Source organism: Achromobacter veterisilvae (genome assembly GCF_037619525.1).
Taxonomy (GTDB): Bacteria; Pseudomonadota; Gammaproteobacteria; order Burkholderiales; family Burkholderiaceae_B; genus Achromobacter; species Achromobacter veterisilvae.
In genome coordinates this window covers 6,461,689-6,484,912 of sequence record NZ_CP148753.1, presented here as the reverse complement: position 1 = coordinate 6,484,912, position 23,224 = coordinate 6,461,689, and the positions used below count along the sequence as shown (strand labels likewise).

22 protein-coding genes are annotated in these 23,224 nt (G+C 68.9%); 8 read left to right on the top strand and 14 right to left on the bottom strand.

Going from position 1 to position 23,224, the window contains the following annotated elements:
- The 4 genes from WHX56_RS30195 to rsmD form a co-directional block, all read right to left on the bottom strand.
- A complete protein-coding gene (locus WHX56_RS30195) occupies positions 1-1,224 on the bottom strand; it encodes a benzoate/H(+) symporter BenE family transporter (RefSeq protein WP_165360314.1) in 1,224 nt (407 codons plus the stop codon).
- Positions 1,221-1,472: a YfhL family 4Fe-4S dicluster ferredoxin gene (locus tag WHX56_RS30190; RefSeq protein WP_129245412.1), complete on the bottom strand. Its 252-nt coding sequence runs from the start codon at positions 1,470-1,472 to the stop codon at positions 1,221-1,223. The genes WHX56_RS30195 and WHX56_RS30190 overlap by 4 nt, the downstream gene beginning before the upstream one ends.
- Before the next feature lie 120 nt (positions 1,473-1,592).
- The gene (gene coaD / locus WHX56_RS30185) at positions 1,593-2,096 is read right to left on the bottom strand and encodes a pantetheine-phosphate adenylyltransferase (protein WP_043546238.1); all 504 of its coding nucleotides are present in this window, start codon (positions 2,094-2,096) and stop codon (positions 1,593-1,595) included.
- Positions 2,097-2,154: 58 nt separating this feature from the next.
- Positions 2,155-2,721 carry a 16S rRNA (guanine(966)-N(2))-methyltransferase RsmD gene (rsmD, locus tag WHX56_RS30180; protein WP_129245414.1) on the bottom strand — a complete coding sequence of 189 codons (567 nt, stop codon included), beginning with the start codon at positions 2,719-2,721 and terminating at the stop codon, positions 2,155-2,157.
- Here rsmD and ftsY point away from each other — a divergent pair.
- Entirely contained in the window at positions 2,720-4,012 is a 1,293-nt protein-coding gene (gene ftsY, locus WHX56_RS30175) for a signal recognition particle-docking protein FtsY (RefSeq protein WP_338879826.1), read from the top strand. The two genes, rsmD and ftsY, sit on opposite strands and share 2 nt — an antisense overlap.
- Before the next feature lie 283 nt (positions 4,013-4,295).
- Here ftsY and WHX56_RS30170 read toward each other — a convergent pair whose 3' ends face one another.
- Positions 4,296-5,954: a CYTH and CHAD domain-containing protein gene (locus WHX56_RS30170; protein WP_129243281.1), complete on the bottom strand. Its 1,659-nt coding sequence runs from the start codon at positions 5,952-5,954 to the stop codon at positions 4,296-4,298.
- Positions 5,955-6,262: 308 nt separating this feature from the next.
- On the opposite strand from WHX56_RS30170, the gene WHX56_RS30165 reads away from it, so the two are divergent.
- Positions 6,263-10,519, top strand: a complete 4,257-nt coding sequence (locus WHX56_RS30165; RefSeq protein WP_338879825.1) for an autotransporter domain-containing protein — start codon at positions 6,263-6,265, stop codon at positions 10,517-10,519.
- A gap of 54 nt (positions 10,520-10,573) precedes the next feature.
- Here WHX56_RS30165 and phnE (WHX56_RS30160) read toward each other — a convergent pair whose 3' ends face one another.
- The 6 genes from phnE (WHX56_RS30160) to WHX56_RS30135 all read right to left on the bottom strand — a co-directional run bounded on the left by phnE (WHX56_RS30160) (position 10,574) and on the right by WHX56_RS30135 (position 15,838).
- The gene (gene phnE / locus WHX56_RS30160; RefSeq protein WP_287754090.1) at positions 10,574-11,398 is read right to left on the bottom strand and encodes a phosphonate ABC transporter, permease protein PhnE; all 825 of its coding nucleotides are present in this window, start codon (positions 11,396-11,398) and stop codon (positions 10,574-10,576) included.
- Positions 11,395-12,279: a phosphonate ABC transporter, permease protein PhnE gene (gene phnE / locus WHX56_RS30155; protein ID WP_129243474.1), complete on the bottom strand. Its 885-nt coding sequence runs from the start codon at positions 12,277-12,279 to the stop codon at positions 11,395-11,397. Before phnE (WHX56_RS30155) ends, phnE (WHX56_RS30160) begins: the two co-directional genes overlap by 4 nt.
- Entirely contained in the window at positions 12,276-13,046 is a 771-nt protein-coding gene (phnC, locus tag WHX56_RS30150; protein WP_338879824.1) for a phosphonate ABC transporter ATP-binding protein, read from the bottom strand. The genes phnE (WHX56_RS30155) and phnC overlap by 4 nt, the downstream gene beginning before the upstream one ends.
- A gap of 7 nt (positions 13,047-13,053) precedes the next feature.
- Positions 13,054-14,052 carry a phosphate/phosphite/phosphonate ABC transporter substrate-binding protein gene (gene phnD / locus WHX56_RS30145; RefSeq protein WP_129243292.1) on the bottom strand — a complete coding sequence of 333 codons (999 nt, stop codon included), beginning with the start codon at positions 14,050-14,052 and terminating at the stop codon, positions 13,054-13,056.
- Between the two features lie 139 nt (positions 14,053-14,191).
- On the bottom strand, positions 14,192-15,010 hold the full coding sequence (locus WHX56_RS30140; protein WP_338879823.1) for an IclR family transcriptional regulator: 819 nt from the start codon (positions 15,008-15,010) through the stop codon (positions 14,192-14,194).
- Positions 15,011-15,022: 12 nt separating this feature from the next.
- Positions 15,023-15,838, bottom strand: a complete 816-nt coding sequence (locus WHX56_RS30135) for an HAD-IIB family hydrolase (protein ID WP_338879822.1) — start codon at positions 15,836-15,838, stop codon at positions 15,023-15,025.
- Positions 15,839-15,996: 158 nt separating this feature from the next.
- Between WHX56_RS30135 and ribBA the strand changes: the two genes are divergently transcribed.
- The 6 genes from ribBA (at position 15,997) to WHX56_RS30105 (ending at position 20,500) form a co-directional block, all read left to right on the top strand.
- Complete coding sequence (gene ribBA, locus WHX56_RS30130) at positions 15,997-17,172, top strand: bifunctional 3,4-dihydroxy-2-butanone-4-phosphate synthase/GTP cyclohydrolase II (protein ID WP_129243298.1); 1,176 nt, start codon at positions 15,997-15,999, stop codon at positions 17,170-17,172.
- A gap of 10 nt (positions 17,173-17,182) precedes the next feature.
- The gene (ribH, locus tag WHX56_RS30125; RefSeq protein WP_129243300.1) at positions 17,183-17,716 is read left to right on the top strand and encodes a 6,7-dimethyl-8-ribityllumazine synthase; all 534 of its coding nucleotides are present in this window, start codon (positions 17,183-17,185) and stop codon (positions 17,714-17,716) included.
- Positions 17,685-18,182, top strand: a complete 498-nt coding sequence (gene nusB, locus WHX56_RS30120; protein WP_129243302.1) for a transcription antitermination factor NusB — start codon at positions 17,685-17,687, stop codon at positions 18,180-18,182. Before ribH ends, nusB begins: the two co-directional genes overlap by 32 nt.
- A 221-nt stretch (positions 18,183-18,403) precedes the next feature.
- Positions 18,404-19,369, top strand: a complete 966-nt coding sequence (gene thiL, locus WHX56_RS30115; RefSeq protein WP_338879821.1) for a thiamine-phosphate kinase — start codon at positions 18,404-18,406, stop codon at positions 19,367-19,369.
- A gap of 61 nt (positions 19,370-19,430) precedes the next feature.
- Complete coding sequence (locus WHX56_RS30110; RefSeq protein WP_129243307.1) at positions 19,431-19,937, top strand: phosphatidylglycerophosphatase A family protein; 507 nt, start codon at positions 19,431-19,433, stop codon at positions 19,935-19,937.
- Positions 19,934-20,500: a CinA family protein gene (locus tag WHX56_RS30105; RefSeq protein ID WP_338879820.1), complete on the top strand. Its 567-nt coding sequence runs from the start codon at positions 19,934-19,936 to the stop codon at positions 20,498-20,500. The genes WHX56_RS30110 and WHX56_RS30105 overlap by 4 nt, the downstream gene beginning before the upstream one ends.
- Here WHX56_RS30105 and WHX56_RS30100 read toward each other — a convergent pair.
- From WHX56_RS30100 to pyrF, 3 genes are all read right to left on the bottom strand, one after another.
- Complete coding sequence (locus tag WHX56_RS30100) at positions 20,497-21,738, bottom strand: MFS transporter (RefSeq protein WP_338879819.1); 1,242 nt, start codon at positions 21,736-21,738, stop codon at positions 20,497-20,499. The genes WHX56_RS30105 and WHX56_RS30100 overlap by 4 nt on opposite strands.
- Before the next feature lie 49 nt (positions 21,739-21,787).
- A complete protein-coding gene (locus WHX56_RS30095) occupies positions 21,788-22,267 on the bottom strand; it encodes an RrF2 family transcriptional regulator (RefSeq protein ID WP_129243316.1) in 480 nt (159 codons plus the stop codon).
- A 138-nt stretch (positions 22,268-22,405) separates the two neighbouring features.
- Positions 22,406-23,224: an orotidine-5'-phosphate decarboxylase gene (gene pyrF, locus WHX56_RS30090; protein WP_338879818.1), complete on the bottom strand. Its 819-nt coding sequence runs from the start codon at positions 23,222-23,224 to the stop codon at positions 22,406-22,408.

Below are 23,224 nucleotides of genomic sequence, written 5' to 3'. Positions count from 1 at the left end.
TCAGGCCTTCGCGCCGGCGCGCTTGTATTCGAATGCCGCGTGGGCCAGCAGGCCCGCCACCAGGCCCCAGAAGGCCGACCCGATTCCCCAGAAGCTGAAACCGGACGCCGTGGCCAGCAGCGTGATGAGCGCGGCTTCGCGGCGCTGCGGATTGGCCATGGCCGCGGCCATGCCGCCCATGATGGTGCCCAGCAGGGCCAGGCCGGCCAGCGCCGCCAGCAGGGCGGGGGGCAGGGCCTGGAAGAACACCGCCACGGCGCCCGCCACGACGCTCAGCGCGACGTAGCCCAGGCCGTAGGTGGCGGCGGCGATATAGCGCTTGCCGGCATCCGGATGGGCCTCCGGGCCGGTGCAGATGGCCGCGCTGATCGCGCCCATGGTGACGCTGTGCGCGCCGAAGGGCGCGGCCAGCAGGCCCAGCAGGCCGGTGGCCGCCACCAGCCGCGAAGCGGGAGGGCGATAGCCGGCGGCCTGCAGGATGGCCAGGCCGGGGAGGTTCTGCGACGCCATGGCCACGACGAACAACGGAATGCCCAGGCTGACCGCGGCCTGCGCGCTGAAGGCGGGCGTGGTCCAGACGAATTCGGTGAAGCGCCAGTCCAGCAGGTCCAGCCGCATCAAGTCCAGCGCGAACGCGATGGCGATCGCCACCAGCATGACCGCCAGCACCGCGTAGCGCGGCGCCAGGCGCCGGCAGACCAGATAGGAGGCGCACATCGCGAGCACCAGCACGGGCTGGTGGTCGATGCTGCCGAAGATGCCCATGCCGAAATTGAGCAGCACGCCGGCCAGCATGGCCGCCGCGATCTCGCCGGGAATGCGGCGCAGGATGGGGTCGATCCAGCCGAACAGGCCGCAGGCGAGCGTCAGGGCGGCCGCCAGCACGAAGGCCCCGATGGCTTCATTGAAGGGCACGCCGGCCAGCGCCGTGACGAGCAGCGCCGCTCCAGGGGTGGACCAGGCCATGACGATGGGCAGGCCGGTGCGCAGGCTGTAGACGGCGCCGCCGAACCCGAACGCCAGGCTCAGCGAGCCGATCCAGGAACCGATGCGCGCCGCGTCCAGCCCGGCTGTGTGGCCCGCCTGCACCATCAGCACGGCGGTGCCGCCGAAGCTGACCAGGACGGCGACCAGGCCCGCGGCGATGGCCGACGCGGAAATGTCGCGGCGGGCGTGGTGGCGGGAAGGGGGAAGGTCGATGCTGGACTGCGCCGCGTCGCTCATGCGGCACCAGTGAGGCGGCGGTACTTGGCCATGAGCTGTTCCTGGCCTTCATTCCACTGCGGGTGCAGTTCGATGCACTCCACCGGGCAGACCACCTTGCATTGCGGCTCGTCGTGGTGGCCGACGCATTCGGTGCACCGGTCAGGGTCGATCACGTAATAGTCCGCGCCCATGGAAATTGCCTCGTTCGGGCACTGGGGCTCGCAAACGTCGCAATTGATGCATTCTTCGGTGATGGTCAGGGCCATGGCGGACTGCGGTATGGGCGGGTGGGGCGATAACCATTGTACCGCCGCCGTACGCCCGGGCGGCGCAGCGCGGGAAGGGCGCCGGCAGCGCCCTTCCGGGGAGGGGGCGGCGCGGGCCGCTCAGCCCGGCCAGGACTGTTCGCGGCGTTCCTTGGCCTTTTCCTGCAGCCAGCGCTCGACCGACGGGAACACGAACTTGCTCACGTCGCCGCCCAGTTGGGCGATTTCGCGCACGATGGTGCCCGAGATGAACTGGTATTGGTCCGAAGGCGTCATGAACAGCGTTTCGACGTCCGGCAGCAGATGGCGGTTCATGCCGGCCATCTGGAATTCGTATTCGAAGTCGGACACGGCGCGCAGGCCGCGCACGATGACGCGGCCGCCCTGGTCGCGCACGAAGTCCTTGAGCAGGCCGCCGAAGCTCTGCACTTCCACGTTGGGATAGTGCCCCAGCACTTCGCGCGCGATTTCCACGCGCTCTTCGATGCTGAAGAAAGGCTTCTTGTTGCGGCTAATGGCGATGCCCACCACGACTTTGTCGAAAAGCGTGGCCGCACGGCGGACCAGGTCTTCGTGGCCTCTGGTCAGCGGGTCGAAAGTGCCGGGATATACAGCGGTGATCATGCGAGCTCCGTACCGTTATTAGTGGTGTACACCATCCTCCGAAGCCCGGATTATTGATCTATTTGCGCAATGCAGCAAATTCCAGGAGGTGGTAGTGGACCGCACCCGCCTTGTCCTGCCGCAAAATCGTGAATCCTTCCGGGGCTTCGATGGGGGTTTCCGCCTCGACGTAGACCAGCCCATGCTCGGTCAGGATACCCGGAAGCAGGGGCCAGAGGCGCGGAAGCCAGCCCTGGCCGAAGGGAGGATCCAGCAGGATGAGGTCGAACCGGGACGCATCCATGCGCTCGGTCACCTGCATGGCGTCGCCCACATGGATGCGTATCATGTCGGCTTTGAGTTTGTCGCGCAGTGTCCGCAGCGCGGACGCCGCGGTCCTGTCCCGCTCGACCATCTGCACGTGCGCCACCCCGCGCGACGCCGCTTCGAAGCCCAGCGCGCCGCTGCCGGCGAACAGGTCCAGCACCTGCTTGTCGGCGAATTCGCCGCCCCACAGGTGGGTCAGCCAGTTGAACAGCGTTTCGCGGACCCGGTCGGGCGTGGGGCGCAACGTTTCAACGTCGGGCACGGCAATGGGGGTGCGCCTGTATTGGCCCCCGACGATACGAATATACTTGTTACCCATGTTCAGCCGCTTCTTCAAGAAAAAAACCCCTCCGCCCGCCGCGCCGGTCCAGCCCGCGCCGCCGCCGGAGGCAGTAGACGCCGTCCCCGCGCCGGCGGAACCCGCCGACGCTCCGGTCATTCCCGCTCCGCCGCCACCGCCCCAGCCCGAGGCGCTTGTGCCGGCCCCGGCCCCGGCCGAACCGCCCGCCGAGCCGGCCGCGGCCCCGGCGGCAACGCCTGTTTCCGCGCCCGCTCCGGCCCCCGGCCCGGTCCGCGAGCCGGAGCCCGCGCCGGCTGCCGCCGCGGCGCCCGTTCCGGCTCCCGCGCCGGCCGCCGTTCCCGCGGCGCCGCCGGCTCCCGAGCCCGAGCCCGAGCCCGAGCCCGCCGAGGCGCCCAGGAAGGCGTCCTGGCTGGCACGGCTGAAACAGGGCCTGTCGCGCACTGGACAAAGCATTGGCGGCATCTTCGTCGGCGTCAAGGTCGACGAAAACCTGTTCGAGGAGCTCGAATCGGCGCTCATTATGGCCGATGCGGGCCTGGAGGCCACCGAGAAGCTCCTGACCGCGCTGCGCGCGAGGGTGAAGAAGGAACGCATCGAGGACGCGGCCCAGGTGAAGACGGCCCTGCGCCAATTGCTGGCCGACCACCTGCGTCCGCTGGAGCGCGCGTTCGACCTCCAGCGCAAGCAGCCGCTGGTCGTCATGATCGCCGGCGTCAACGGCGCGGGCAAGACCACCTCCATCGGCAAGCTGGCGCACACGTTCCAGCGCCAGGGGGCCAGCGTGCTGCTGGCGGCGGGCGATACCTTCCGTGCCGCCGCCCGCGAGCAGCTCATCGAATGGGGCAGCCGCAACAACGTCACGGTCATCTCGCAGGATGGCGGCGATCCGGCGGCGGTGGCGTTCGACGCCGTCAATGCGGGCCGCGCGCGCGGCGTGGGCGTGGTGATGGTGGATACCGCCGGCCGCCTGCCGACGCAGTTGCACCTGATGGAAGAACTGAAGAAAATCCGCCGCGTCATCGGCAAGGCGGATGCCGCGGCGCCTCACGAGGTGCTGCTGGTGGTCGACGGCAATACCGGGCAGAACGCCCTGGCGCAGATCCGCGCCTTCGACGCGGCCATCACCCTGACCGGCCTGGTCGTGACCAAGCTGGACGGCACCGCCAAGGGCGGCACGCTGGCCGCGGTGGCCGCGGGCAGCCAGGGCGTGCGTCCGATCCCGGTGTATTGGATCGGCGTGGGCGAAAGCCTGGAAGACCTGCAGCCGTTCGTGGCGGATGAGTTCGCCGGGGCGTTGTTGGCGGAGTAAATCCCAATCCTTCCGCGTGTCTGACACCCGTATGAGATAGTCTTGCGCGCCAAGCAGCGTTCCCCGGGTGTCTGACACCGGCTGACTTTGAACAGCCGTTCAGATATGGCGGGTGTCAGACACCCGGGAAGACAATTTCTTCTTCGTGACAGCTTCTCGTACGGGTGTCAGACACTGGCTGTTTCAGATATGGCCGGTGTCAGACACCCGGGAAGACTATCTCTTCTTCGTGACAGCTTCTCGTACGGGTGTCAGACACGCGGAAGGCACGGAAGGAAAGTGGTTACTTCCAGAACGGCTTGCTCGCCGCCAGGTCGTCGAACGCCCGTTGCGCGTCGTCGGCCAGTTCTTCCAGGCGCGCGCTGATCCATCCCAGCGCGAACCAGGCCTGCGGGTGCGTGACGGTACACGACTCGTAGTAGTCCTTGGCCACCGCCAGATCGTTGATTTCCCCCAGTATGTCCTGCACGCGCGACAGCAGCTTGCGGTAGCCGCGCAGCTTGCCCGCGGGCAGCAGCGATTCGGCGAAGGCGAGGCTGTAGCGCAGGCGCTTGCCGCGCTTGCGCAGTTCGTGCCGCGAGGGGATGTCCAGCGTCGCGAACTGCGTGCCCTGGTCGGCCACCTTGCTGTGCCAGCGATGCAGGCGCCGGGCCAGTTGCTTGCGCAGGCGCTGCGGATCGGGTTCGGGCGCCAGCATGGGAATGATCGTGGGGCGCACGCTGGGGCCCGCCACGCCGCCTTCCAGCCGGATGGCGGGTTCGGGCGCGGCGTCGCTGGGCGTGCCGTTGGCGATGCCCTGGCCGTCCGACGAGGGCAGGGCCGGCGGCACGTCCAGGCTCCATTCCAGCAGGTCCAGCAGCCAGGCCTGGAAGGCCTTGCCGCCCGCGATGGCGCGGGCGTCCTGTTCAGGCGGCGCGGCCTCCATGGGAATCACCGGCATGCCCGCGCGCATCAGCGCGGGCGCCACGGTCTCGTTCAGCACGTCCTGGTCGCGGTTGGCGCCGAACGCCGCGAAGTGCGTGCGCACGCCTTGCAGCAAGGAATCGGGAAGCGGCGCGATCCAGCCTTCGAAGAGCTTCCAGGCCGAGCGCAGGCGGCGCACGCCCACGCGCAACTGGTGCACGTGTTCGGAGTTGCCGGCGCGATAGGCGTCCTCGGTGTCCACTTCGGCCAGGACCGAGGCGTTGCGGGCGATCTGGTCCAGGCATTCCGCGGCGATGCGCGCCATGGCCTGTGACGGCGTCATGTCTTCGCGCAGCTTGACCGCGGCGGCGCCGCGCGGCGCCCAGAACTGTGCGATGGCCTGCGCGCGCCGGGCTTCCAGGTCTTCGCCCGGAATGGCGTCCGCATCGGCCAGCCGCTGCGCCAATTGGGCCAGCGCGTCGCCGCGCTCGGACTTGCTGCGCGGGTCCAGCACCAGGGCGTGGCGCTGCTGCCAGCCGCGCGCGGCCGCGAAGATGGCCGCCGGGCGCCCCGACACCAGTTCGAATTCCAGTTCGGAGATCGGCAGTTCCAGCGCCCCGGCGCGCAGGATGCCGGTGTCGTAGGCCAATTCCACCGTGCCGTAGCGCGTGCGGACCTTGCGCAGCAGCCGCTGCACGTCGGTTTCGTAGCGCAGGCCGAGTTCGCCCTTGATGGCGGACAGCGCGGCTTCGACCTCCGTGCCCGCATAGACCGACAGGTCCAGCACCGGGCCGGGCCGCGGATGGTTGAGTTCGATGCGGGTGATGGCGTTGATGCCGGGCATCTTCAGGGTCTGCACCCAGTCGCGGCCTTCCTGGCGCAGCCGGATGGCGATGCGCGCCCGGGCGAGTTCGCGTTCGGGCGTATCGAAGTACATGGCGTGCAGGCGGATGCGCGTGGCCTCGCGTTGCCTGATCTCTCGCAGCACGGCCGGGCGTGAGGCCGCGGGCACGTGCAGTTTCAATTCCTGTTCCGACATGGCGGCGGGCATCCCACGGCAAAAGCCGAGATCTTAATCAAATAGGGGAGGGGATTTGATGACCGGTCATATTTGATTCACATGGAGCATAGACGGGTTTGCGGCGCATCAACAACCGCCGGCTCGCCGGTCCGCCAGTCAGTCGAGGATCGGACCGAGTCCAGCTCGATTACCCAGTTTCAGTGATATGCAACGTTACGGCGCGCTTTTCTAATTGTAAGTGGCGGGCGGCGCAGTTCATGCCCGGCCCGATCCCACTCACGTCCGCCTGAATTCCTTCAGCGGGTCTTGGACTACAGAAGAGCGCAATGAACCATACGTACCGCATCGTCTTCAATCGCCGCACCGGCCTCTGGCAGGTCGCCAGCGAGCACGCCAGAGGGCGGGGCAAGAGCCGGTCGCGGGCCGCGGTGCTGGCGGCCGTATTGGCGGCCGCCGGTGGGGCGCCTGTCTCGCTGGCGCAGGCCGGGATCCTGGCGACTGGCGATGTGAGCCCTTCCTCGTCGGCGGACTGGAACGCTCCCCATGACCTGATCGTCGGCAATACAGCCTCCGGTGGGCTGTTCATCGATCCCTTGGGGGTGGCGGGCCTGCGCAGCGTCAGCGGCTGGGTGGGGTTGACGGCGGGCGCGAGCGGGACGGTGGAGGTCTCGGGCCTGGGCGCCTCCTGGACGCTGGGGGGCGGCCTGACGATCGGCGCCAGCGGCAGCGGCACGCTGACCCTTGCCAATCACGGCGTGATCTCGGTGGGCCCGGGCGGCGCCGGGATTGTCGAGCTGGGCCGCAATTCCGGCGCCGCCGGCGTCCTCAACATCGGGTCCGCGCCCGGCACCTTGGCCGCCCCCACCGTCGGCGTCCTGGATGCGTCGGCGGTCCACTTTGGCGCAGGCGCCGGCACACTGAACTTCAACTCGACCGGTGCCGCGGTCTTCGCACCCGCCCTGGTCAGCAGCGGGCCGGGCCTGCACCAGCTCAATCACTACGCCGGCATCACGCAATTGGAGGGCGACAGTTCGCAGTTCCGTGGCGATACCACGGTCACGGGCGGGACCCTGCAGATCCTCAACACGCTGGGGACCGCGAATGGCCTGATCGATGCCGGACCGGCCGCCGGCGCCACGGCCCGGGTCAACGTGTTCACGTCCGGTGCGACCTGGCACCAGACGGGCAACCTGTTCGTCGGCCGCGACGGGCCCGGCGAACTGAGCATCTTCAGTAGCGGCACGGTCTCGAACCAGTTCGGCACGGTCGACGCGCAGCAGAACGGCGTGGCGAAAGTGACGGTTTCCCATCTCGGGTCGCTCTGGGTCAATACCGAGGCGCTGTCGGTCGGCTCGGTAGGCGGGCTGGGCATCGTGTCGATCCTGTCGGGGGGCTATGTGACCAGCAAGGATGGCTACGTCGGCGGCCAGCCGAACGGCAACGGGATCGTCACGGTGAGCGGACAGGGATCGACCTGGGCCAATTCCGGCGACCTCATGGTGGGCCAGCTCTCGGGACAGGGAGCGTTGAATATCGAGCCAGGGGGCGCCGTATCGAACCGCGACAGCTATGTGGGCAGGATAGGCGGCAGCGGCACTGTCGTCGTCAGCGGAGCCGGCGCCACCTGGAACAATGCGGGCGCGCTCAATCTCGGCTTCGGCCTGGGGCCCAGCGGTTTCGGAAAGGCGGCGCTGACGATAGCGGAAGGGGGCGTCGTCAATGTCGGCACCCTCGGTGCGGGAGTCGTTTCGCTGGCGCCCGACGGCCTGGGCGGCATGCTGGCGGCGATAGGCACCACCGGCACGATCAATATCGGCGCGGACGCGTCCGGGGCGGCCGCCGGGGCCGGCACGCTCAACGCGGCGGCGATCGAATTCGGCAAGGGCGTCGCCACGCTGAACTTCAACCATACCGACACGAACTACGCATTCTCGACCGCATTGATGAGCGCCGCCGGCTCGGGTTTCGAGCACCGCTTGAACCAGGTCGCCGGCACGACGTTTCTGACCGGCGCCAACGGCGCGTTCGCGGGCAAGACCACGGTGTCGGGCGGCAGGCTGGTGGTAATGGGCGCGCTGGGCGGCTCGGCCGAAGTCACGGGCGGGACCTTGCAGTACGGCGATGGCGCGTCGGGCTTGGCGCACAGCCTGGCCGGCGACCTGAAGGTCTCCGGAGCCGGCGGCACGCTGGCGGTGCACGGGCCGGCGACGCTGGCGGTGGCGGGCGATGTCGGCATGGCCGACCACACGGTCCTGGACATCACGGCCGGCGCGAGCGGCCCGGTCCTGCGCGCCGATACCGTCACGCTGGGCGCCGACGTGAGTTTCCGGCTGGGCGGCATCTACGCCACCAGCCCGTCCGACACCGTGCTGATCGACGCCGGCACCGCCATCAATGGCGACTTCGCCAGCGTAAGCATCGGCGGCTTCGCCGGCGCGGTGGATTACCTGACCCTCCACACGCTCAAATCGGCGGACAACCGGCAGTACCTCGCCAGCTACGGCCTGGGCTGGATGGCGGGCAACAGCCTGGCGCACGGCACCTTCACGCTGACGAATCCCACCGACCGCTTCGAGGTCGGCGTCGCGCTGGCCGACCAGGCCGCCAATGCCGCGACGGGCTGGGACGGCAGGACGCTGGTCAAGGCCGGCGCGGGGACACTGGTGCTGGGCGGCGACAACATGTACACCGGGGGCACCACGATCGCGGGCGGCACGCTGCAGGTCGATCGCGACGCGAATCTGGGGGCCTCGGCCGGCGGGCTGGCGCTCGACGGCGGCACGCTGGCGACCACGGCGTCCTTCGATATGTCGCGCCCCGTCACGGTGACGCATTCCGGCGGCATCGACGTGGCCGCCGGAACCACGCTGGGGCTGGCCGGCACGCTGTCGGGCAGTGGAGAACTGCTCAAGGCCGGGGCGGGCGTCCTGCGCCTGATGGGCGACAGTTCCGGTTTCACCGGGCGTACCGTCGTCAATGGCGGCAGGCTGGCGGTCGACGGCAGGCTGGGCGGCTCGTTCAGTGTCGGCGCGGGCGGCATGCTCGGCGGTTCCGGGACGATCGGCGCGGGCGCCGGCTCGACCGTGACGGTCGCCTCCGGCGGCACGCTGTCGCCCGGCAATTCCATCGGCACGCTGACCATCGACGGCAATCTGGTGATTCAGAACGGCGCCCGCTTCGTGGTCGAAAGCAATCCCGGGGGCGCCGACGCCGATCGGGTGCGCGTCACGGGCAACGCCACCCTCAACGGCGGCTCCGTGATGCATGTCGGCGCCAACGGCAACTACGGGCTGCGCAGCAGCTACACGATCATGGAAGTGGGCGGCACCCTGTCCGGCCGTTTCGATGCCGTCTCGTCCGATTTCGCCTTTCTCACGCCCAGCCTCGGCTACGACTACGGCGCGGGCCGTGTCACCTTGAGTCTGGCCCGCAACGAAACCGTCATGGCGCTGGCGGGAAAAACACGCAATCAGCGCGCCGCCGCCGGCGCCATCGACAGCATCGGCATGGCCGGCGGGCACGGCGTCTATGACGCCGTGGTCAGGCTGCCGGACGACAAGGACTTGCTCCGTTCCAGCTTCGACCAGCTTTCCGGCGAGATCCACGCTTCCGCCAAGACCGTGCTGCTGCAGGACAGCCGCTACGTGCGCGATGCCATGGGCGAGCGCCTGCGTTCGGCCGTGGGAGGCGTGGGCGCCTCGGCCGCGCCGGTGCTTGCTTCGGCCGGGAACGGCGTCCGGCTGGCCCCGGCGACCGCCCGCGGGCCTTCCACCTGGGTCCAGGGCATAGGCGCATGGAGCCATACCGACGGCGACGGCAACGCGGCGCGGCTCAAGAGTTCCAGCGGGGGCTTCCTGATGGGGGCCGATGCGCCGGTGTCCGATGCCTGGCGGCTCGGCCTGATGGCGGGCTACAGCCGGACGGACTTCGACGTGCGGGACCGCGCGTCCTCGGGCGACAGCGACAACTATCACCTGGGCGCCTACGGCGGCGGCCAGTGGGGCGCGCTGGGCCTGCGCGGCGGCGTGGCCTATAGCTGGCACGGCATCGCGATGCGGCGATCGGCCGCCATGCCCGGCTTCTCCGACCGCCTCGAGGCCAACTACGATGGCCGCACGGCACAGGCCTTCGCGGACCTGAGCTATCGCGTCGATACGCCCGCCGCCGCCTTCGAGCCCTTCGCCAACCTCGCCTATGTCAACCTCAGGACGGACGGCTACACCGAGAGCGGCGGCGCGGCCGCGCTGCACGCAAAGGGCCAGACCACCGAGACCGCGTTCGCCACGCTGGGGTCGAGGGCCATGTCCAGCTTCGAGTTGGGCCGCGCGCAGGCCACGGCCCGGGGATCGCTGGGTTGGCGCCACGCCTTCGGCGACGTGCTGCCGCTGGCCACGCAGGCTTTTTCGGCGGGCGAGAGCTTTACGGTGGCGGGCGTGCCCATCGCGAAGGACAGCGCCGTGATCGAGGCGGGCCTGGACGTCCAGATCACTCCCCGGGCCGCGTTCGGGTTGTCGTACCAGGGGCAGTTGGCCAGTTCGGCCCGGGATCACGGTGTCAGGGCCAGCCTCAACGTCTATTTCTAAAAAAAACCGCCCGTTTCCGGGCGGAGCAAAGGAACGCGGTGTCAGGCAGGCGCGTCAGAGGATGCGTTTGCGCGCCTGGGTGATGATGATTTCGGCCAGCACGACGACCCCGAAGATGGCGGCCAGGACCAGGGCCACCCGGTCCCACTGGAACAGGTTCAGCGCCGTGTCCAGCGCCATGCCGATGCCGCCGGCGCCGACCAGGCCCAGCACGGCCGATTCGCGCACGTTGATGTCCCAGCGCAGCAGCACGATGGACCAGAACGCGGGGCGGATCTGCGGCCAGTAGGCGTACCAGATTACCGAGGCCTTGCTGGCGCCGGTCGCGGTGACGGCTTCGATGGGGCCGCGCTGCGCTTCCTCGATGGCTTCGCCCACCAGCTTGCCGACGAAGCCGATGGAGCGGAACGCGATGGCCAGCGTGCCGGCCAGGGCGCCCGGCCCGAAGATGGCGATGAACAGCAGCGCCCACACCAGCGAGTTGACCGAGCGGCTGGACACCAGGATCAGCCGGGCCAGCATGTTGACGGTCTTGCTGGGCGTGAGGTTGTTGGCCGCCAGCAGGCCCACCGGCACGGCCATGATCACCGACAGGATGGTGCCCAGCGTGGCGATGTGCAGCGTTTCGATCAGCGCGCCGTGCACGCCCTCCGGGTAGTAGGCCCAGTCGATCGGCCACATGCGCTGGAACAGGTCGGCCATCTGTTCGGGAGCGTCATACAGGAATTCCGGTATGACCTCGACGCCGCGGATCGCCTGCACGATGGCCGCGACGACCAGCAGGTAGAGCGCGAAGCGCAGCAGGCGCTGGCCCATGCTGTAGCGCTGCCAGACGCGCGGCGAGCCCGCGGGGTTCAGGGTGGAGGCGGGAGCGTTCATTCTTCCACCTCCGCCTTGCGCGCCACGGGCGTCTTGCCGGCGCCGATGCCGCGCGCCCCGGTGAAGCGGCTTTGCAGGATGCGGTCGAAGCCCAGGTTGTCCAGGAAGACCGCCCGCACGAAGCCCGCCAGGATTTCACCCAGCATGATGATGGCGATCAGGGTCAGCAGGATGGCGCTGACGAAGTCGTAGTCGAACCGCTGGAAGGCCGAGAACAGGGTGCCGCCCACGCCGCCCGCGCCCACGATCCCGACCATGGTGGAATTGCGCAGGTTGGAGTCGAACTGGTAGGTGGCGAAGCCGATGAAGCGGGCGAACACCTGCGGCAGCACGCCGAAGATGATCACGTTGGCGAACGAGGCGCCCGTGGCCCGCACGGCCTCGACCTGCTTGAGCGAGATTTCCTCGATGGCTTCGGTGAAGAGTTTGCCGATGAAGCCGACGGACGCGACCGTCAGCGCCAGGATGCCGGCCAGCGCGCCGAAGCCCACGGCCTTGACGAACAGGATGGCGACGATGACCGGGTGCAGCGCGCGGCACAGCGCCACGATGGCGCGCGCGGGCCACGACACCCAGGCGGGCATCATGTTGCGCGCGCCCAGCAGGCCGATGGGCAGGGCGATGAGGATGCCCAGCACCGAGGCCAGCACCGCGATCTCCAGGCTTTCCGCGATGCCTTTCCACAAGGTGGCCGGCTTTTCGAAATTGGGCGGGAACATGCGCGCAAGAAATGTGGACGCATGGCCCATGCCGGTTTCGAAGCGCGCCCAACTGAAGTCCAGTTGCGCGCCGGCATACACCGTGTAGGCCAGCAGCAACAGCAGGCCCGCCTTGGCGCGGCCGGACATGGCGAAGGGGCGGGCGCCCCCGGGAGGGATCATTCCAGCCAAGACTCGCCTCCGTAGATCGTCTTGAGCATGGCCGCGTCCAGGCCCTGGCCGTCGCCGTCGTAGACCACGTGCCCGCCGGACATGCCGACGATGCGGGTGGCGTAGCGGCGGGCCAGTTCGACGTCATGGATGTTGACGATGACGGGGATGCCGGTGGCGTCGCCCTGCTCGGACAGCAGTTCCATGATCTCGACGGAGGTCTTCGGGTCCAGCGACGAGGTCGGCTCGTCGGCCAGCAGCAGTTGGGGGCGCTGCATCAGCGCGCGGGCGATGCCCACGCGCTGGCGCTGGCCGCCCGACAGCGCGTCCGCCCGCTGGTCGGCGAATCCCGCCAGGCCGACGGTGTCCAGCAGCCGGTAGGCGTGCTCGACGTCCTCGGCCTCGAAGCGCCGCATCCAGGCCTTGACGGCGGAGGTGTAGCCCAGCCGCCCGGTCAGGAGGTTTTCCATGACCGTCAGGCGTTCGACCAGGTTGTACTCCTGGAACACCATGCCGATGCGCCGGCGCGCGCGCCGCAGCGACGCGCCGCGCACCCGGGCCAGGTCCACCGTGCCATCGCGGGACTGGAGCACGATCTCGCCGCGGGTGGGCTCGATCAGCCGGTTGATGCAGCGCAGGAGCGTGCTCTTGCCGGTGCCCGAGGGGCCGATGATGGCGGTCAGCCCTTGTCCCGCGATTTGCAGGTCGATGCCGTTGAGTACCGGCTGGCCGGCCCGGTATTCCTTCACCAGGCCGGAAATGCGTAGCGACGTCGTCATACTGGAATTACTTCTTGCTCTTGGCGGTTTCGCGGTCGTAGGCGGCGCGGTTGAAGCTCTCGCCGCCGGATTCGGCGACCTGGCGGACGATGGCCCAGTCCTTCTGGTAGGTCACCGGATAGAAGCGGTCGGCGCCGTCGAAGGCCTTCGACATTTCCGCGGGGAAGCGGTAGTCGTAGAAGCACTTGAGCATCTGGTCGCGGAACTTCGGCTCCAGGTCGTGCGCGTAGGCGAACGAGGAGGTCGGGAATTTCTCGCTGCGGTAGATCACGCGGAAGTCGGCTTCCTTGACCTGGCCGCGTTCGACCATGCGCTTGAAGACGTCCGAGGCCACGGCCGCGGCGTCGTAGTCGCCGGAGTTCACGCCCATCACGGACTGGTCGTGCTTGCCCGAGAAGATCACCTTGTAGTCCTTGTCGGGCGTCAGGCCTTCCTTCGGGAACAGCGCCACGGGCGCCATGTGGCCGGAGTTGGACGACGGCGCGGTGTGCGCCAGCTTCTTGCCCTTCAGGTCGGTCAGCTTCTGGTACGGGCTGTCCTTCTTGACGATGACGATCAGGTTGTAGCCCTGGAAGCCGTCGGCGTAGCCCTTGACCGCGAACGGCACGGCGCCGGCGATGTTCACCGCGAAGGCGGTGGGGCCCGTCGAGAAGCCGCCCACGTGCAGGCGGCCCGAGCGCATCGCCTCGATTTCGGCCGCGTTGCTTTGCACCTGATAGAACACGACGCGCTTGCCCGTGCATTCGGACAGGTGCTTGGTGAAGGGCTTGAAGATGTCTTCGTAGACCGCCGGATCTTCCACCGGGGTATAGGTGAACACCAGCGTGGACGGCGTCTTCAGCTTGGACGCGTCGGCGGGCGTGTCCGCCACCAGGTCCTTGTTGGCGTCGCAGTACATCTGGTCCAGGTCGCCGCGGTTGGAGCAGGTGTCGGCGGCGTGGGCGGCGGGGGCCCCGAACGCGAGCGCGGCAACGGCGGCCGCTTGCAGTAGACGCAAGGCGTGCATGGTGTGTCTCCTCTTGTAGATGAATATTTTCTGAATTCAATCACACAAGCGGGGACGGCACACCTGGGAAAGTCCCTGCCTTTCTTTTCGTCTTTTGTTCGAAATGTTCGGTTTATGTTCGTTTTTGCGCGAAGTGCGCTCAGGCGCGGTATCCCAGCTTGCGGGAGATCTCCTGGGCGCAGTCCAGCAGCGGACGCGCGATCGTGCCGTCCCAGGACACGTCGAACAGGCCGGTGGGCCCCAGGCTGGTCAGGGCCAGCACGATGTTGCCCGTATTGTCGAACACCGGCACCGACAGGGCGTCGACCCCGGGCAGCGGATTGCCCAGCGCCCGCGCCATGCCGTGCACGCGGATGTCCGCCAACTGGGCCTCGATGTTGGGCCGGGATGCCTTGCGGGGCGGCGGCACGCTGGCGATGACGGCCGTGTCGCCCTCTTCGCGCGCGATGTAGTGCTCGCTGACCTTGGGCGGCAGCCAGGCGGCGAACACCAGGCCGGTGGCCGTGTGCAGCATGGACATCACCGTGCCCTTCCTCATGTTCACGTGCACCGGGTAGCTGGCTTCGGTCATGTGGATCATGGTGGGGCCGTGGGACCCGAGCACGGCGATGCCCAGCGTGTGGCCGATTTCCGACTGCAGCTTGGCGATCTCGGGCATGGCGATGCGCACGGGATCCAGGCGCTGCAGGCTGACCAGCCCCATCTGCAGGGCGAAGGGGCCGAGTTCGTATTGGCCGGTGATGGCGTCCTGCTGCACCAGGCCGACGCGGATGAAGCTGACCAGGTAGGGGTGCGCCTTGGCGGACGTCATGCCGGCGCCGGCGGCCAGGTCGCGCAGGGTCAGGGGCTTGCCGGCGTCGACCAGCGCGGCCAGCAGCGGCACGCCCACCTCGATGGACTGGATGCTGCGGCGGCCGTCGTTCGAGGCGGGGGAAGCGGGGGTCTTGGATGTCGCCACGTTTTGCGGACCTCAGGCCGGCTGTGCTTGGGAGGCGCGCGCGGCCAGCAGCCGGTCGGCCATTTCCACGAAGCCCGCGCCGCCGTGGAAGGCGGCGACGTAGGCCGGGCGGTGCGTCAGGCGGTGCAACTGGGCCTGGATATTGGCCACGCCGACCGAGACCGGGAAGTAGGCGAACATCGGCTCGTCGTTGGGAGAATCGCCGATGAACAGCGTGCTGTCCAGGGCGCCGGCCACGTCGGCGCTGAATTCCCGCTGGAACATCGTGCGAGTCATGGTGAGCTTGTCGTAGTCGCCGAACCAGCCGTTGACGTGGATGGAGCTGACCTTGGCCTGGGCGCCGGCCTCCTGGAAGATCTCGACGATCCGGCTCACGGCCGAGTCGGGCAGGGCGGGCACGTCCTCGCAGAAGTCGATGGCCAGGTCGGCCACGCGGTAGTCCTGGTCGCTGGCCACCGCGGCGCCGGGGACTTCGGCCAGGACGCGGTCGCGGATCGCGTCCAGCTTGCGGCGGCTGGCCTGGCGCGAGGCCGCGTCGGTCCAGTAGTGCGTCGTCATGCGGCGGGCCTGGCGGTCATAGGCGTAGTAGAACGCGCCGTTCTCCCCGACCACGGCGCGCACCGGCCACATGCGCGCGATGTGGTCGCACCAGCCGGCCGGGCGGCCCGTGATGGGCACCACCTGGATGCCAGCCTGTTCCAGGCGTTCCAGCGCCGCGTAGGCGTCCGCCGGCAGGCGGCCTTCGGTCGTCAGCGTGTCGTCGATGTCGGTCAGCACGACGCGGACGGCCGCCGCGACGGTCAAGGGCATGGCCGCAAGGGCTTGCATGGGTTTTTTCCTCGTGGGAGCGTAGTTTTCCAAGGGGGGTCTCCGGCCGGAAGTTTAACCGGATGCCTCCCCGCGGACGGGGCCGGGAGGCCCGGATAGGGGTTCTGCCGCCAGGGGCGGTAAAATCCGGGCTTTCCCGCCTGGTTTGCGTGCCCGCCATGTCCGTCCAGTTGTCCTCTTTGCCCGGCTCCGAGCCGGAATCCTTCGGTATCGCTTCGGTCGCCGAGATCATCGCCGAGCTGCGCGCCGGCCGCATCGTCATCCTGGTCGACGAAGAAGACCGCGAAAATGAAGGCGACCTCGTCATGGCCGCCGAATTCGTCACGCCCGAAGCCATCAACTTCATGGTGACGCATGGCCGCGGCCTGGTCTGCCTGACCCTGACCGAAGACCGCTGCCGCCAACTGGACCTGCCCCTGATGGCGGCCCGCAACGGCACGCGCTACGGCACCAACTTCACGCAGTCCATCGAGGCCGCGGAAGGCGTCGAAACCGGCATTTCCGCCGCGGACCGCGCCCGCACCATCCAGGTGGCGGTGGCGCGCGACGCCAAGCCGTCCGACCTGGTCCAGCCGGGCCACATCTTCCCGGTCCGGGCCGTTCCCGGCGGCGTGCTGGTGCGCGCGGGCCACACCGAGGCCGGCTGCGACCTGACCGCCATGGCCGGGCTGACGCCCGCCGCGGTCATCTGCGAGATCCTGAAGCCCGACGGCACCATGGCGCGCCTGCCCGACCTGGTGGAATTCGCCCGCCAGCACAGCCTGAAGATCGGCACCATCGCGGACCTGATCCAGTACCGCAGCGAACACGAATCCATCGTCAAGCGCGTCGGCAAGCGGTCCATGCAGACGGCCTGGGGCACTTTCGAGGCCGTGGCCTACGAAGACGCCGCCACCGGCTCCGCCCATTTGGCGCTGGTGCATGGTAATGTGACTCCCGACGTCGAGACGCTGGTGCGCGTGCATGAACCGGCGTCCGTGCTGGACGTGCTCGACACCGGCGCCAGCCCGCACAGTTGGGGCGTGGCGCAGGCGCTCGCCGCCATCGCCGCGGCGCCGGCGGGCGTGCTGGTGCTGATGAACTGCCAGTCCTCCACCGAGCACCTGTTTGGCCAGATCGCCGGCTGGAACGACCCGAAAGCCACGGCCAATCCCGCCAACGCCGATCGCTTCGGCCTGCGCACCTACGGGATTGGCGCCCAGATCCTGCGCGACCTGAACGTGGGCCAGATGAAGCTGCTGGCCCGTCCGCGCAAGATGCCCAGCATGACGGGCTTCTCGCTCACCATTACAGGTTACGATTGCGACCCTCCGAACACTCCCGCAACACACTGAAGGCCGACACATGAACCCTTACATCCTTACCCCCGACCTGAACGGCGAAGGGCTGCACATCGGCATCGTACGCGCCCGCTTCAACGAAGAAATCGGCCAGGCCGAACTCGAAGCGTGCCTGAAGGAACTGGCTGAGCTGGGCGTGGACGAACGCGACGTGATGGTCGCCACCGTTCCCGGCGCCCTGGAACTGGGCGTGGCCCTGTCCCACATGGCCGAAACGTTCGAATTCGACGCCTTGATCGCGCTGGGCGCCGTCATCCGCGGCGAAACCTATCACTTTGAAGTGGTCAGCAACGAAATGGCCACGGCAATCACCCGTATTTCCCTGGAAACCGGCATTCCCGTCGCGAATGGCGTGCTGACCGTCGACACCGACGAGCAGGCGCAGGCGCGCGCCGCCGGCAAGGGCCGCGATTGCGCCCAGGTGGCCGTTGAAATGGCCAACCTGGTGGCGGCCCTGGAACCCGAGGAAGAAGACGACGAAGACGACGAAGACGAGGACGAAGATTTTGACGACGAAGAAGACGACGACCAGCGCTGATAGCGCGGCGCAAGCCCGCGCCAACGCGCGCAGCGCCCGGCGCCGTGCACGCGAATTCGCGTTGCAGGGCGTGTACGCGTGGCTGCTGCGCGGCGGCGAAGGCACGCAGGATGCCGGCGAGATCGACGCCCATCTGCGCGACACCGAGGATTTCTCCGAGGCCGACGCGCAGTGGTTCAAGACCTTGCTGCATGGCGTCCTGCGCGAGGCGCCCACGCTGCGCGAGCGTTTCACGCCCTACGTCGACCGCCCGCTGGCCGAGTTGTCGCCCGTCGAGCATGGCATCCTGCTGATCGGCAGCTTCGAACTGATCCATCACGTCGAAGTGCCGTACAAGGTCGCCATCAATGAAGCCGTCGAACTCGCCAAGTCTTTCGGCGGCACCGACGGGTTCAAGTTCGTCAACGGCGTGCTCGACAAGCTGGCTGCCGACGTGCGCGCGCACGAGGTTCAGAACAAGAAGTAACCCCCCCGAAGCGCTGCGCGCTTCCCCCCCAGGGGGGCGCCGCTGCGGACCGGCGGAGCCGGCTCCGCGCGGCCCGGATCGGGGGGCACCTGTTTCTTGCGATGAGCGGCTTGGGTGGGCCTCCTTCCCGCTTGTGCGGGAGGCGATGCATTATTTTTGTTAGGGCTGTCGTCCCGTGTGGGATTCAATGCCGGCCAGCCGCGCCGGACTGCGGAGTTGCCTTGGCGTCCGAATTTGATCTGATCGCGCGCTATTTCACCCGCGCCGCGCCTGCCGGGCTCCTGGGCGTGGGGGATGACTGCGCCTTGTTTTCCGTACCGCCCGGCGAACAGGTGGCCACCAGCACGGACCTGCTGCTGGAAGGACGCCATTTCTTTTCCGACGTGGATCCAACGGCCCTGGGGCACAAGGCCCTGGCCGTGAATCTGTCCGACCTTGCCGCCATGGGCGCGCGTCCGCTGGGCTGCGTGCTGGGCCTGGCGCTGCCTCGCGTGGACGAACCCTGGCTGGCCGCGTTCGCGCAGGGTTTCCATGCCCTGGCGGACGCCCACGGCTGCCCTCTTATCGGCGGCGACACCACCCGCAGCGCCCATGACCTCGCCATCAGCGTGACGGTTTTCGGCGCGGTGAAGGCGGACCAAGCCTTCTTGCGCAGCGCCGCGCGGGCGGGTGACGATATCTGGGTGTCGGGCGAACTGGGCGCCGCGGACCTGGCGTACCGCCTGCTCGACGGCCAGTATCCCGCCGATCCCCAGCGGCTCGCCGCCACCCGGGGCGCGCTGGAACGTCCCGAGCCACAAGTCGCGCTGGGCCTGGCGCTGCGAGGCATTGCCCACGCGGCGATCGATATTTCGGACGGCCTGCTGCAAGACCTGGGCCACGTGCTGGCGGCCAGCTCGGCGGGCGCCACGCTGCGTTACGCGGACATGCCCGTCGCCGCGGCGCTGGCCGGCCTGGCGGAGGCGCCGCTGCGCCGCGCCGTGCTGGGCGGCGGCGACGTGTATCAGTTGTGCTTCACCGCGCCGGCCGAACGCCGCGAGGCCGTCCTGGCGGCGGCGCGCGCGGCCAGTGCGCGCGTGACGCGGGTGGGCGAAATCCGCGCCGAGCCCGGGCTCGTGGTGCTGGATGCCGGGGGCCGGCCGATGGCCGAGCTGCCGCGCGGTTTCGATCATTTTCCCGCGGCCTGATTCCCGCGCAGACTTTTTCCGACCTTCAGACATGCCGTCCTCCGATACTCGATCCCCCTCGATGCGCGATCGCGCCCGCGCCGCCTATCCCTCGCTGGGCTGGGTCTGCCGCGATCCGGGCCGTCTCATCGCCTTCGGGCTGGGCAGCGGCCTGATCCGGCCGGCGTCGGGCACCTGGGGCACGCTGCTGGCCTGGGCGATCTGGGCCGCCGCCGCGCCGGCCGCGTCCGACCTGGCGATCGGCGTATTCCTGGCCCTGGCGTTTCTCTACGGTTGCTGGGCCTGCCATCGCGTCGGCCGTGAACTCCAGCAGCCGGATCATGTCGGAATGGTCTGGGACGAGATGGTGGCGTTCTGGCTGGTGCTCTGGCTGACGCCGGCGGGCTGGTTGCCGCAGGCGCTGGCGTTCGTGCTGTTCCGCACGTTCGACATCGTCAAGCCGCCTCCCATCAAGTTCTTCGACGCCCACATCAAGGGCGGTTTCGGCGTAATGTGGGACGATATCGTGGCGGCCGGATACGCCTTGCTGGTCATGGCGCTGGTCGCGCGCACAGGAGTCTTGGGATGAGCGAACGACAACCGGGCACCCCGCCCAACCGATCCCCCGCGGAACTGGCGCAGGCGACCGCGCTGGGGCTGGCCGAGCTGCTGGGCGATGCCCTGCGGCGCAAGGGCTGGATGCTGGGCACGGCCGAATCCTGCACCGGCGGCCTGCTGGCCGGAGCCGTCACGGCGGTGGCGGGGTCCAGCGAATGGTTCGAGCGCGGCTTCGTCACCTACAGCAACGAGGCCAAGGTGTCCGAGCTGGACGTTTCCCCCGACGCCCTGCATCACTTCGGCGCGGTCAGCGAGCCGGTCGCCCTGGAAATGGCCAACGGCGTCCTGCTGGCGTCGCCCGCCGCGCATGTGGCGGTGTCCACGACCGGCATCGCGGGGCCGGGCGGCGCCACGCCCGGCAAGCCGGTCGGGATGGTGTGCTTCGGCTTCGCCTTGCGGGCCGGCGACGGCATCAGCAGCCGGGCGGTCACGCACGTCTTCCCCGGCGACCGGACGCAGGTGCGCCAGTCGGCGGTGGAATACGCGCTGCGCGGGCTGCTGGAATTCGTCGGCGCGCCGGCGAACCGGCGCTAGCCCGGCTCGGGCGCGCCGCTGGCGGCCGCCTTGCGCCGCGCCGCGCCCGTCATCGCGATATAGCCCAGCGACGCCAGGGCCAGGGCGGATCCTGTCCCGAGCAGCGCCGGAACGCCCTGGCCGACCGCCAGGCTGCCGATTCCGGTGCCGGCGGAGATCCCCAGGTAGATTCCGGAAGCATTCAGCGCGATGACGAGGGGCGCTTCCTGCGGGGCGGCGGCGATCAGCCGGTGCTGCTGGGCCGGCGTCTGCGCCCAACTGCTGGCGCCCCAGCACGCGATCAGCGCGGCCGCGAAATAGAACCCCGAGCCTTCCCCGGCGGCCGCAAGGCCGGCCAGGCCGCCCAGCGCGATGGCCATCGCGCCATACGCGAACACCAGGACCGGGACCGGCCCGCGCCGGTCCGTGGCCCGCCCCGAGGCGTAATTGCCGGCGAAGGCGCCCAGGCCGTACACGAACAGCATGACGGTCAAGGACGCGGCGGGTATTCGCAGCGTTTCCAGGATCCGGATCGTGAACGCGTAGGGCGCATAGCAGGCGGCCATGCCCAGCACCGTGAGGGGCAGGATGCGCATGACGCCAGGCCGCTTCAGCACCGATAGCCTTTGCCGCAAGCCGATGCGCGCTCCTCCCGGCATGGCAGGCATCACGGCGAACACGGCCGCCGCCGCGGCCAGCGAAATGATGCCCACGAGCGCCAGGGAGGCGCGCCAGTCCATGACGGCGCTGACGACGTGGCCGAGCGGCACGCCAAGCGCGGTGGCCACGGTCAGCCCGCCGATCACCACCGACAGCGCGCGGGCGCGCCTGGCCGGGTGCGCCAGGGCGGCGGCCACGGCCCCGGCGTTGGGCGTGTATGCCGCCGCGGCCGCGGCCGCCGCGATCCGGGTCAGGATCAGCGCGGAAAGGCTGGTGCACAGGGCCGAGGCGAGGTTGAACGCGCCCAGCAGCGCCAGCGACCAGACCAGCAGCTTCCTGCGGGCGACGGTGGACGTGGCGGTCGCGATGACGGGCGCAAGCAGCGCGTAGGCCAGGGCGAACGCGCTGACCGACTGCCCCGCCATCGCTTCCGTCACCGACAGTCCCTCGGCCATCCGGGGAAGGAAGGCGGACACGATGAATGCGTCGGTGCCGACCGCGAACGTGCCCATCGCCAGGATCCATGCCGCGCGGGCGCCTTCGCCGCGCGGCGCGGGGATCTCCGCCGCCGCCGGTTCTTTTATCTGGATATTTTTCATCTAGATTAAGCCTTCAAAAAAAGAGGGCGGGGCCCTCGTGCCGCGGCGGTCAGCGCGCCTGGTCCGCGTACCAGCGGCGCATCCGCTGCGTGCCGGACGGCGGCGCCGTCCTCACCAGATCCGCGACCGTCTGCGCGGCCAGTTCGCGCCGCCATGCGTCCTCCGCGCGCCGCATCGCGGCGGCGATGCCGCAAGGCCGGGAAAAATCGCTCTTGGCGGCATGGCAGCCCGCGCCCCGCTGCCTGATTTCAGTGCACCGGAATCCCCATTCATCTCCTTCGACCGCGTTCACGATCTCCAGCAGCGTGATGGATTCGGGCCTTTTCGCCAGGCGGAATCCGCCCCGGGAACCGGCGGTGGACGACAGGATCCCGGCGCGCGCCAGGTTTTGAAGAAACTTGTTCAGATAATGCGCGGGCAGATCGAAGGCGGCGGCGAGCTTCGACGTCGGCACCGGCCCTTCGCCTTCGAGCCACGCCAACGTCAGGCAGCAATGCAGTGCCCATTCAACGCCTTCGCTCATTTTCATGGCGCGCCTTCCTGCTTTCGTTAATCTGGATAAATTATATCTAGATTAACGGCCGGATCAAGCGCCTGGAAACCGCGTCCGGAACGGTTTTCCGTCCCGGAGCGAAAACGGGTTGCGCCGCCGCAACCCGTTTCCCTGTCAGCGCACCGCGTTGATCGCGTCGCGCAGGCCCTTGGCCGCGTTGCTGGCGGCCTCGCGCCAATCGTCGCCGCCGCTGGCGTAGATGATGGCGCGCGAGGAGTTGATCATCATGCCGTTGCGGGCGGCGTTGGCGCCCGCGTTCACGGTCGCCGTGATGTCGCCGCCCTGGGCGCCGATGCCCGGGACCAGCAGGGGCAGGGTGTCGCCGATGCGCTGGCGCACGGAGGCCAGCTCATTCGGGAACGTGGCGCCCACCACCAGGCCGCATTGGCCGTTGGCGTTCCACTTGTCGGCCACCAGGCCCGCGACGTGCAGGTACAGCGGTTCGCCGTTATCCATCTTCAGGAATTGCAGGTCGGAGCCGCCGGGATTGGACGTGCGGCACAGCACGATCACGCCGCGGTCGCGCCAGGCCAGGTAGGGCTCGACCGAATCCAGGCCCATGTAGGGGCTGACGGTCAGCGCATGCGCCTGGTAGCGCTCGTAGGCTTCGCGGGCGTAGTTCTCGGCGGTGGAGCCGATGTCGCCGCGCTTGGCGTCGAGCACGATGGGCAGGTCGGGGTGCCGGTCGCGGATGTGCTGGCACAGCGCTTCCAGTTGGTCTTCGGCGCGGTGGGCGGCGAAGTAGGCGATCTGCGGCTTGAAGCTGCACGCGTACGGCGCGGTGGCGTCGACGATGTCGCGGCAGAACTGGAAGATGGCGTCCGGCTTGCCTTGCAGCTCGCGCGGGAAGCGCTGCGGGTCCGGGTCCAGCCCGACTTGCAGGAGCGAGTTGCTGGCGGACCAGGCGTGTTCGAGTTTTTGGATGAAGTTCAT